At 44.3% G+C, this 11,509-nt stretch carries 7 protein-coding genes; 6 read left to right on the forward strand and 1 reads right to left on the reverse strand.

The window, feature by feature from the left end; genetic code table 11:
- Positions 1 to 68: 68 nt before the first annotated feature.
- The 6 genes from NYE35_RS11250 (at position 69) to NYE35_RS11275 (ending at position 10,939) form a co-directional block, all read left to right on the forward strand.
- Entirely contained in the window at positions 69 to 998 is a 930-nt protein-coding gene (locus tag NYE35_RS11250; protein ID WP_076100799.1) for an ABC transporter permease, read from the forward strand.
- Positions 999 to 1,016: 18 nt separating this feature from the next.
- On the forward strand, positions 1,017 to 1,940 hold the full coding sequence (locus NYE35_RS11255) for a carbohydrate ABC transporter permease (RefSeq protein ID WP_038569957.1): 924 nt from the start codon (positions 1,017 to 1,019) through the stop codon (positions 1,938 to 1,940).
- An 85-nt stretch (positions 1,941 to 2,025) separates the two neighbouring features.
- Positions 2,026 to 3,543, forward strand: coding sequence for an ABC transporter substrate-binding protein (locus NYE35_RS11260; RefSeq protein WP_038569959.1), 1,518 nt, complete (start codon positions 2,026 to 2,028; stop codon positions 3,541 to 3,543).
- Between the two features lie 122 nt (positions 3,544 to 3,665).
- Entirely contained in the window at positions 3,666 to 4,985 is a 1,320-nt protein-coding gene (locus tag NYE35_RS11265) for a glycoside hydrolase family 125 protein (protein WP_038569961.1), read from the forward strand.
- Positions 4,982 to 8,116: a beta-galactosidase gene (locus tag NYE35_RS11270; RefSeq protein WP_341121004.1), complete on the forward strand. Its 3,135-nt coding sequence runs from the start codon at positions 4,982 to 4,984 to the stop codon at positions 8,114 to 8,116. The genes NYE35_RS11265 and NYE35_RS11270 overlap by 4 nt, the downstream gene beginning before the upstream one ends.
- 63 nt (positions 8,117 to 8,179) lie before the next feature.
- Positions 8,180 to 10,939: an alpha-mannosidase gene (locus tag NYE35_RS11275; protein ID WP_341121006.1), complete on the forward strand. Its 2,760-nt coding sequence runs from the start codon at positions 8,180 to 8,182 to the stop codon at positions 10,937 to 10,939.
- 70 nt (positions 10,940 to 11,009) lie between these two features.
- On the opposite strand, the gene NYE35_RS11280 is transcribed toward NYE35_RS11275, so the two are convergent.
- Complete coding sequence (locus tag NYE35_RS11280) at positions 11,010 to 11,498, reverse strand: MarR family winged helix-turn-helix transcriptional regulator (protein ID WP_038569967.1); 489 nt, start codon at positions 11,496 to 11,498, stop codon at positions 11,010 to 11,012.
- Positions 11,499 to 11,509: the final 11 nt, after the last annotated feature.

Genomic DNA, 11,509 nt, shown 5'->3' on the forward strand with positions numbered 1-11,509 from the left:
GCGAGGGAAAAAGATCGAAGGGATATATAGGGGTTGTTTGGGGATAGAGAGAAGGGGGATGTGGAATAATGCCTGCATTTTTCAAAAGTTTAATTAAGGATAAAGTACTCTGGTTTATGGTATTACCAGGGACATTATGGTTCCTGATCTTTTGCTACTTACCGATGTTTGGAACAGTAATTGCATTCAAGGATTTCAAGATTCATCGGGATGGATTCTTTGCAAGCGTTTTAAATAGTAAGTGGGTTGGCCTTGAAAATTTCAACTTTTTGTTCTCGACGGAGGACGCCTATATCATTACAAGAAATACGATTCTTTATAACTTGGCGTTGATCTCTCTCGGTTTAGTTCTTGCGGTGGGCATTGCGATCACCTTGAATGAACTTGTGAACAAACGGACGGCTAAAGTTTATCAAACGGCGATGTTTATGCCTTACTTCCTTTCTTGGGTCATTATTAGTTTCTTTACCTTCAGCTTTCTGAGTGTAGATAAAGGAATATTGAATCAAGTGGTTGTTTACTTCGGAGGCGATCCTATTTCCTGGTATGGGGATACTCGCTTTTGGCCATATATCCTAATTTTCATGGGGATTTGGAAATCAATTGGTTATTCAAGTGTTGTTTACTTAGCGGCTATAGCGGGTATCGACAAGTCCTACTATGAAGCGGCTATGATTGATGGGGCCAGCAAATGGCAGCAGATTAAGTTTATTACACTTCCTTTGCTTAAACCTTTAATGGTAACGCTAACGATTTTAGCGATTGGTGGTATTTTTAGATCAGACTTCGGTTTATTCTATCAAATCCCTCGGGATTCAGGTGTTCTATACTCCGTAACGAATGTTATCGATACTTATATTTATCGAAGCATGAGTACGACAGGTAATCTAGGAATGAGTACAGCGGCGGGTCTATATCAATCGATTGTTGGATTTATCATGGTGCTTGTAACGAATTCTATTGTGAAAAAGATCAGCAAAGAGAATGCGATATTCTAGAAAGGAGTTAGTGACGTTATGGCAGTATTCAAACGTAAGCCAAAAGAAATCGACAACAACGCCATTACTCCTTTATGGAATGTGGTACTCAATATTATAATTGGCATCTTCGCTTTTACTTGTGTGTTTCCGTTCTTGTTTGTCATAGCCATTTCTTTTACAGATGAGAAAGTACTTGCTCTAAATGGATTTAGCTTGTTACCCGAAAAATATAGTTTAGCAGCTTATCAGTTTGTTTTTAACACAGGTGATCAATTACTTCGTTCCTTTGGAGTTACTTTGATGGTTACTGTACTAGGTACGCTCATTAGTTTATTTCTAATAACAACTTATGCGTATGTTCTCTCTCGAAGATCATTTCGCTATCGTAATTATTTCAGCTTCTTCGCCTTCTTCACGATGTTATTCTCAGGCGGAATGGTTCCCAACTATATCGTGGCTACGCAGTTTTTACATTTGTACAACACGATATGGGCTTTGATATTGCCAATCGCGATGAATGCATTCTTTATTCTAGTAATGCGGACCTTCTTCCAGACTAGCGTACCTGATGCACTCATTGAGGCTGCCAAAATTGATGGGTCTGGTGAGTTTCGGACCTTCCTGCAAATTGTACTTCCAATCTCTTTACCGGGGATTGCAACGATTGGATTGTTCTGTACGCTGGGATATTGGAATGATTGGTTTAATGCCCTGCTGTATATAGATGATGCTAGTCTTGTTCCACTCCAAGCGATGCTGATGCGAATTCAGAATAATATGGAGTTTGTCATTCAGAACAGTATGCAGATGGGATCAAGCTTTGAGATTGCTGCAACCTTGCCAACAGAAACCGTTCGTATGGCGATGGTTGTACTGGCAACCTTGCCTATAGCACTAGCGTATCCGTTCTTCCAAAAGTATTTTGTACAAGGTTTAACCGTGGGTTCTTTAAAGGAGTAACACTACTAAGATGTATTTATTCGAATCGCTAGGATAGGAATCGATATAAATAAAGCGTTCATTAATCTAAAGGGGGAAAATAGAAATGAAAATGAAAAAAGGCTTAACACTCGCTCTTGCAGGGACAATGCTTTTTTCTGGCCTTCTAGCTGGATGTGGTTCGAATAATAATACAAATGCTGCTAAAGAAACAAACAATTCAGCGGCAGCAGGGAATTCAGCAGGGAACACATCAGAATTAAAGCCATATGAGTTGAAGATGTATTTAATTGGTGGACCTCAAAAGGATTTGGATCTTGTCTTAAAAGAAGTTAATAAATATACCCAAGAAAAAATTAACGCGACGTTGAATATTACGATGTTCGATTGGGGCGATTACGATAAGAAGATGCAAGTCATCACCGCTTCTGGTGAGCCTTATGATATTGCCTTTACCTCTTCTTGGACAAATGACTTCCGTCGTAACGCTGCTAATGGTACGTTCTTGGGTCTGAATGATCTGCTAGATAAGTATGGTAAGGAAACGAAAGAAGTTTTGGACCCACGTTTCTTAGAAGGAACTAAGATTAAAGGTGAGATCTATGGTGTTCCTGTAAATAAGGAGCTTGGACAGCAATGGGTATGGCGCTTCAATAAGAAATATGTTGATAAATACAACATGGACATTTCCAATATCCGTACATTGGATGATCTAGAGCCACTTCTTAAAACGATTAAAGAGAACGAGCCGGGTGATATTACACCGCTAGCTGTTCCTAAAGGCTTTAAACCATTTATGCCATTTGACTATGTACTAGGTGATGAGTTACCTATCGGGGTCTATATGGATTCCACAGATGGCAAGGTTGTTAATATTCTGGAGACACCTGAACTTGCAACATCGTTAGATACGATGCGTAGACTTTACACAGCAGGTTACTTACGCCCAGACGTTGCGACACTTGAAGGTATTGATAACATTAAGACGGGTAAATGGTTTGCCGATCGCGAAATTACACAACCTTATGCAGAAAAAGGTTGGTCTCGTTCAGCAGGTTATGAAATTGTAACTTCGCCTATGCATGAGCCTTATGTATATACACAGTCCGCCGCAGGTTCGATGCACGCGATTTCCGTAACCTCAGGTGATCCTGAACGGGCTATGATGTTCTTGAATCTTTTGAATACAGATAAGTACTTACGCAATTTGCTCAACTATGGTATTGAAGGCACTCATTATAAGAAAATCTCCGACAATGTCATTGAAGATCTGCCAGCTATGCAAGATAGCTATGCAATGCCAGGCTTCACACTTGGAAACATGTTACTGACTTATCTGCATGCTGATGACCCTGCTGATAAATGGGATGCTTTTAAGAAGTTTAATGATTCTTCAAAAGAAGCCCCTACCTTCGGTTTTGCATTTGATCCTACACCTGTGAAAACAGAAGTAGCGGCTATCAACAACGTAACTAAAGAATTTATGCCAGCGCTATACACAGGTTCTGTTGATCCTAAAACATATCTGCCAAAAGCAGCGAAGAAATTTAAAGAAGCTGGACTTGATAAAGTCATTGCAGAAGTTCAAAAGCAACTTGATGAGTGGAACCAGACAAAGAAATAAGCTAATGAACGTAACACGCCTAAGATTAATCACTAAAGGTAACACAAATAGGATTAGTGGAGACGGGCAGCTATGCTGCCCGTCTCTCTATCTATCCCCATTTATTATGAAGGAGTGAGAATATGGAACAATTCCGACTTCCCACCATCTCTATGCCGAAGCTGACGCTTCCTCAAGCGGTTCAAGAAGTATTAAACGAAGCAGAGGAGAAGTTAGCTCATCGGCCGAAGCTATTGCAGCTCTTTAAGAATTGTTTCCCTAATACGCTTGAGACAACGACTAAGCTTATGGATGATGGAACAACGTTTGTGATTACAGGAGATATCCCGGCTTCTTGGTTGCGAGACTCTGTGGAGCAGGTTATGCACTACGTGCCCTTTGCTAAAAACGATCCCGATCTTCAGCGGATTATTGGCGGGTTAATTAAACGTCATATCGAGTATATTCATATCGATCCGTACGCCAATGCGTTTAATGAGACGGCGAATGATTGGCATTGGAGCACTAGCGATATTACGGAAATGTCCCCCTGGGTGTGGGAACGTAAATTCGAGATCGATTCTCTTTGTTTTTCCATGCGTCTGGCTTATGCCTATTGGAAAGAAACCGGAAAGGCTGATATATTCGACGCCGGATTTAAGGCAGCAATGGTCAAAATATTCAACCTGTTCAAAACTGAACAGCGCCATAGTGAATTATCTCCATACCGCTTTACGCGTAACAATGGGATTCCTGAAGATACACTGCGTAATAACGGCCTGGGTATGCCTGTTAATTACACGGGCATGGTCTGGTCCGGGTTCCGCTCGAGCGATGATGCTTGCGACTTCCATTACAACATTCCGGGGAATATGTTCGCTGTTGTTGCATTACGTCATATGCAGGAATTCGCTGAATGGGTATTCCGTGATCTTGAATTTCTGGAACAGCTTAAAGCATTAGAAGCTGAGATTGATCACGGAATTCAATTGTATGGTATTTATCGTCATCCGAAATTCGGTCCAATCTACGCCTACGAGACCGATGGTTATGGCAACTACTGCTTGATGGATGATGCGGGAACACCAGGACTCATGTCGATTCCTTATCTCGGCTATGTTACCGCAGAGGATGAAATTTATCAGAATACGAGACGATTTGCTCTGAGCAAGGAGAATCCTTTTTATTTTGAAGGAACCGCAGCGAAGGGAATCGGCAGTCCGCATACTCCCAAAGACTACATCTGGCATATGGCATTATCGATGCAAGGTTTGACGGCTTCCACTAAGGAAGAAAAGCTGGAGATGCTTGCGATGTTAGAAGCTACAGATGCGGATACTGGCTTTATGCATGAGGGATTCCATGTTGATGATCCGAATACGTTTACTAGAAAATGGTTCGCCTGGTCCAATAGCCTGTTCTCCCAACTTGTCTATAAAACGATGAAGGAAGGACTACTATGAGCAGCCCGAGCAGACCTGTAATCATATTTTATGATTCTGATTTTCCAATTTCCAGTCCCATTCCTAGCGATGCGATTACATCCATGAGTGAGTTCGGATCTATTGTAAATGAGAATCAGCTTGCAGAAACGCTTCGCGAAACGGAAGGCGGCTGTTTCATCAATCTGCATGCACCCTATTTCCCGAAAACGGCCTGGATAGCCATTCTTGAATACCTGCAAAGAGGTGGCGGGCTGATTAGCATTGGAGGCGCACCCTTCAAACAACCTGTTCGTTGGGAAAATGGCCAATGGCATGTGGAAGCGGAGCAGACTTCCTATCATCAGGAGCTGTATATTCATGAGGCACTTCATGTTGAATGCTCACGCAACCATTCATTGCTTGCCTCGGATGTCATTCCTCTGCTTAAGGGTCAAGAATCTCTTTTTCTAACGAGTGCGAATACATGGAACCTCGTGCCACATACGACAAAGACGAGTGATTTACCACATCAAATGGGCTCTGCAGGTCCGATGAGCACACGGATTTACCCGCTATTAAAAGGAGTTACACTCGAGGGTCGAGAAATTTCTGCGCCAGTAGTTCTTTGGGAGAATACGAGCGGTTTATTTGCAGGCTCACGCTGGCTGTTCGTAAATACACCTGCAACAGCTTCTTTTTGGGAGCAAAAAGGTCCTTTCGCGATATCCAATTGGGCTCGTTTCTGCAGCAAGGGTGTAACGGAAATGTGGGTTAAGCCCAATTACGCGTCTTATGAATTAGGAGAACGTGCTTCCCTAACCCTTCAGATTCAGCAGCTTGAACGAGTGAGACCTTCTATGCGTAATGAAGATACATGGAATTTCACAATTCATGTAGAGCATGAATCAGATACCTCTTTGAAGTGGTCTCAGAGTTTGGAAATGAAGGCGAATGCTGAACTAAACATGGTGCGTCTGCCTATTCCTTTGGAGATAAGTAGGGGCCTCTACCAGATTGTCTGTGAAGCAGAAGCCAGTGATGGTGAGGTTCGCATTCTGCGCCAAGGGTTCTGGGGTTATGCTCCTGAGCTGCTGGCAGCAGGCAATCCGGTAACGAGCGGCAGAGATTATTTTATAAAAGATGGGCGTCCGCTACCAGTGGTCGGCATGACTTATATGGCGAGTGATGTGGCGCGGAAATTTCTATTTCTACCGAACGTGGGAGTTTGGGACCGTGATATGGGCCAGATGCGGAAGGCCGGGATTAACTGGATCCGTACAGGGATCTGGACAGCTTATCGCAATGTGATGCAAGACGATGGACATGTCTCGGAAGAAGTATTGCGGGCGATCGACGCCTTCATCATGACGGCAAAGAAGCATGATCTTCAAGTGACTTTCACGTTCTTCTCCTTCACACCGGAAACGTGGGGAGGGGTAAATCCTTATCTGGACCCACAAAGTGTGGAAGCTCAGAAGCGGTTCATTTGGTCTATTGTATCTCGTCATAAAGATTCTTCGAATGTAGATTGGGATCTTATTAATGAACCGTCGATGTTTGATCCGGCACGTATTTTTTCGGACGGCCCGAGTTCATGCCATGATCGTTTTGAGCGACAAGCCTTTATGGAATGGCTACAAGAAAGACATGGTGTAATCGACGTGCTGCAGGAACGCTGGAATATGACACCTGCACAGCTTCCGAACTTTGCATCTGCAGGGCTGCCAGAAGCAAAAGAGATTAACTTCGACGTACAAGACATGCACAGTGCTAAGAGGGGAACACGCTGGTTGGATTATTGTTTGTTCTCTATGGAGATGCATAACCGTTGGGTGAAACAATTATACGACGCCATTAAGGAGCAATGTCCAGCTCAGATGGTTACGGTTGGTCAGGATGAGGGACTAGGAGCGCAGCGACCTTCGCCGTTCTTCTACGAGGAGGCGGTGGATTACACCACTGTTCATTCCTGGTGGTTTAATGATTATCTGGTGTGGGATGGCATCTTTGCCAAGACGCCTAATAAGCCAAACCTAATTCAGGAGACTGGCGTCATGTATGTAGAAACTCCAGATGGCCGAGCCAAACGTTCAGAACAAGAGCTGCAGAATTTGCTGGAACGCAAGTATGCTTACGCTTTTGGAACGGCAGGTGCGGGGGCTGTTCACTGGATCTGGAATACGAATTTCTATATGGATAATGCGAATGAGTCCCATATCGGAGCACTGAGAGCAGATGGAACCGAGAAGCCTGAGGCAGGCGTATCTTATGATTTCGGGAAGTTTATAGAAGGTATCCGTGATATATTTGGTGATCGGAAATTGGAAGAGATTGCGGTGGTGTTCCCTTATTCGAATGATTTCTCTAATCGGAAGTTGGCTTTTGCTGCTACAACAGAGCTTACCCGCATTCTGTCTTATGAGCTCAAGATGTCTTTTCGGGGGGCTTCCGAATACCATCTAGATGATTTGGAGAAGAACCCTGCGAAACTGATTATACTGCCAAGCGCGCATAACTTCGCTGATGCAGCAATGGAACGGTTGTTACACATTGTTGAAGAGACAGGAGCGGTATTGCTTGCCACTGGACCGTTAGGCATTGATGCCTATTGGCGTTCTTCGGATCGGTTGAGTGATATCCTTGGCAAACGTGAATTGCGTAATGTGCGCCGCGAAGAAGTGCTTATGCTTCAAGGTCAAGTCCTGCCTGTCTCTTTCGGCCACCGCCGGATAGCTGAGGTGACAAAGGAAACGATCATTCAAGAAACTGGTGGAAGTTCAACTATAGAGACTGTCGTGAACCTTCCGCTTGGCAAGGGTCGACTCCTATGGAGCCCACTGCCAGTTGAATTGAGTGAGCGTAGGGATACTACGGCTGCACTTTACCGCTACGCGGTTAATGCTGCTTTTGTGGAATGTGATTTTGAATGGATTAGTGGTGGGGACTTAGCGGGTATCTACGGACGGAAATTGAGCTTTGCTACGGGTGCGCTTTTTACCTTCGTGTCGGAATATGCCCAAGATGCAAAGATCGAGGTGAAGGATTCAGCCACTGGCCGAACCTATTCGTTCGTGTTAGAACAGGAACGTTCTGTTCTCTTTGCTACGGATAGTAAAGGAGACTTGCTTGGTGTTTATCGCCCGCAGGAAGTCGAGATCCATGTAAATTAACCACATCTTCTACATTAAGCATCTTGGTAGAGAGAACGCATTGCATATAAGGAGGTCTTCACTTTGGAAAGTTCAAATCAATCTATTAAACCTCAGACTGCCCATATCATTTCCCATACACACTGGGATCGGGAATGGTATCTTCCCTATGAGAAACATCATGTACGCTTAGTAAAACTGGTTGATGAATTACTGAACCGGTTGGATGAGGATAACGAATTTAAGAGTTTCTATCTGGATGGACAGACGATTATTCTGGATGATTATCTTCAGGTACGTCCCGAAAATCAAGAGCGGCTACAGAAATATATTACGGAAGGTCGCCTTCTAATAGGACCTTGGTATATTTTGCAAGATGCGTTCCTTACTAGTGGGGAGGCCAATGTTCGTAATATGCAGATTGGCCATCAGGATTCGAAGCGTTACGGGGAACCCTCCAAAATCGGTTATTTTCCGGACACCTTTGGTCTAGTCGGCCAGACTCCACAATTAATGCGGCAATCCGGCATCAATAATGCCTTTTTTGGAAGAGGTGTGAAGCCCACTGGATTCAATAATACGGTGTCAGATGGAGGTTACGAATCCTCATTCTCGGAGCTGATTTGGGAAGGTCCTGACGGATCAAAAGTGCTCGGCATCCTATTTGCCAATTGGTATTCTAACGGAAATGAAGTGCCTGTAAATGAAGCAGAAGCCAAAGTGTTCTGGGAGAAAAAGCTGGCAGATGCGCGGAAGTTTGCCTCCACAGGTGAGCTGCTGTTCATGAATGGTTGCGATCATCAGCCGGCTCAACTGGATTTGCCAGAGGCTATCGAAACTGCGAAGCGGTTGTATCCAGATATAGAGTTCATTCATTCGAACTTTCCTGATTACCTTAAGGCCGTAGAGGGTGTAATGGATCGCAGCAATCTGTCGACTGTAAAGGGCGAACTGCGGAGCCAGCATACTGATGGATGGGGTACGTTAGTGAATACCGCGTCTGCGCGTGTCTATTTGAAACAGATGAATCAGGAAGGGCAAATCTTGCTTGAAAAGGTGGCCGAGCCACTTGCTTCGTTCGCACATTTACTGGGCAAAGAGTACCCCCATCATCTGTTCACCTATGCATGGAAGACATTAATGCAGAATCATCCGCATGATAGTATTTGTGGATGCAGCGTGGATGAGGTACACCGTGAGATGGTCACCCGTTTTGACAAAAGCCGTCATATGGCAGAGACCATTGTTGAGGGTAGTAAACGAGAGATTGCAGAAGCTGTGGATACGACCGGGTTTACAGCATATGGTGAAGACGTGCTTCCACTAGTTGCGATGAATATGACGGGTTGGAGTCGCACGGGTACTGTGAGCGTAGAACTTGATGTGGCGCGTCTATATTTGCGAGAAGGGTTCTCTCTGGAAGAAACGGCTAGCCGTATGACCGGAATTGACTTGCACGGTCGTGTGTTAGTAGACGATCAAGGGAATGATATTGCCTGTCAGATGGAGGACTTAGGTCTTCAGTTTGGTTATGATTTGCCAGATGACAAGTTCCGTCAGCCGTATATGTGCCGCCGGGTAAGACTTACCTTTGAAGCCGTAGAAGTTCCTGCGCTAGGTCTTCGTTCATATGCTTGGGTTCGCCGAGCATATGCAAAACTGCCAATAGCCGCTGAATCTTTGCTACAAGGAGATCGGGTGCTGGAAAATGACGTTATCAAGGTAGTTATTAATGATGATGGTTCGTTTATGCTAAGTGACAAAACTAGTGGCGTGACCTATCAAGATCTTGGCGTATATGAAAACACCGGGGATATCGGCAATGAATATATGTACAAACAGCCAGAGGCCGAACAAGCTCTGACGACTAAAGGACTAAAGGCTAATATTTGTGTACTGGAAAATACATCGTTTCGCGCCACTATAGAAATTAAGCATGACTGGGAGATTCCAGCTTCGGCAGATGATAAACTGGATGAGGAGCAGCGTGCACTGGTTTACTATCCGGAGCGCAAAGCTCAGCGCAGTAGTGACACAGTCATTCTAAAACTTCGTACTGTAATCACCTTGGAGCGGGGCGGAAAGGGATTGCATATCGAAACGACAATAGATAACCAGGCCAAAGATCACCGGATTCGTATACTGTTTCCGACAGATCTGAATGCTGTCACGCATCGTGTAGATTCGATGTTCGAGGTTGCTGAGCGGAATATTGAACCAGCTACAGAATGGAAGAATCCGAGTAACACGCAACATCAGCAAGCCTTTGTTGATATTAGTGATGGGAAGGCGGGTCTAACCGTCGCTAATTTTGGATTAAATGAATATGAAGTGCTGCGAGATGGGCGTAACACTATTGCGATTACACTGCTACGTTCTGTTGGTGAACTTGGTGACTGGGGGCTATTCCCTACTCCAGAAGCGCAGTGTCTTGGAGAGCACATTGTTCGTATGGAGCTAATCCCACACACAGGTGAGGGTATAACTTCTGGTGCTTATGCTGAAGCTTACCAATTCCAGGTTCCGTGGATTGTATGTCAGACAGATGTACATGCAGGCGTGGTTGCGCCGGTGTATACTCCATTCGATTGGGAGAGTAAGGAACTTGCATTTTCTTCACTAAAAATGAACAAGCAGACTGGAGACTTGCTGCTGCGTTGGTATAACATGAGTCAGCAGAACACCAACCTGTCCTTCCGTTCAAGTATTCCACAGCAGTATTTCTATAAAACGACGATCCTAGAAGAGGCGAGCCACCCAGTCTCTAGTGATGAGAAAGAGAAAGGAAGCTTTGACTTACAGATCGGTCCATGCGAAATTGTAACGATTGGTATTAGAAAATAAATGAAAAAGGACGGTATCCAGAGAGTCGTATGACTTTTGGATATCGTCCTTTTTTGTATAAATACGTATCTTAGGAAGAAGATTTGCCGCGCGCAGTGGATCCAAGATGATCAATCTGCTCTTCTAGAACCGCACTTGCTTTGCCTAAAAACTGCGAAATAAGGGCGAGCTCTTCATCCGTATAAGAAGCTGCGAGCTTAACCATGGCGGTATGGAGCGGTTGGTACGTATTAATGACATCATCTTTATTCTCATATAATGGCACAATAATCACTTTACGGCGGTCATTCGGGTCATTTTGTCTGCGGACATAGCCATTTTTTTCGAGCCGGTCTATTAATGCTGTAACACTTCCGGTGGTCAGACCGGTTAATTTAGACAGTTCTCCGGCAGTGATCGGACCTTTCTCCCGTAGAATATCTATAGATAAGAAATCATTATTGTATAACCCAAGTGAGGCGGCTACATTTTGTTGGTACAATACCGTTCGGTTTCCCAAACTGCGCATAAGCAAGGTGAATTGTTCCTGCTCTGGTGTAGGTTGTTCGTGGCTTGACAAAAGATAACGCT

Source organism: Paenibacillus sp. FSL L8-0494 (assembly GCF_038003695.1).
Classification (GTDB): domain Bacteria; phylum Bacillota; class Bacilli; order Paenibacillales; family Paenibacillaceae; genus Paenibacillus_AQ; species Paenibacillus_AQ odorifer.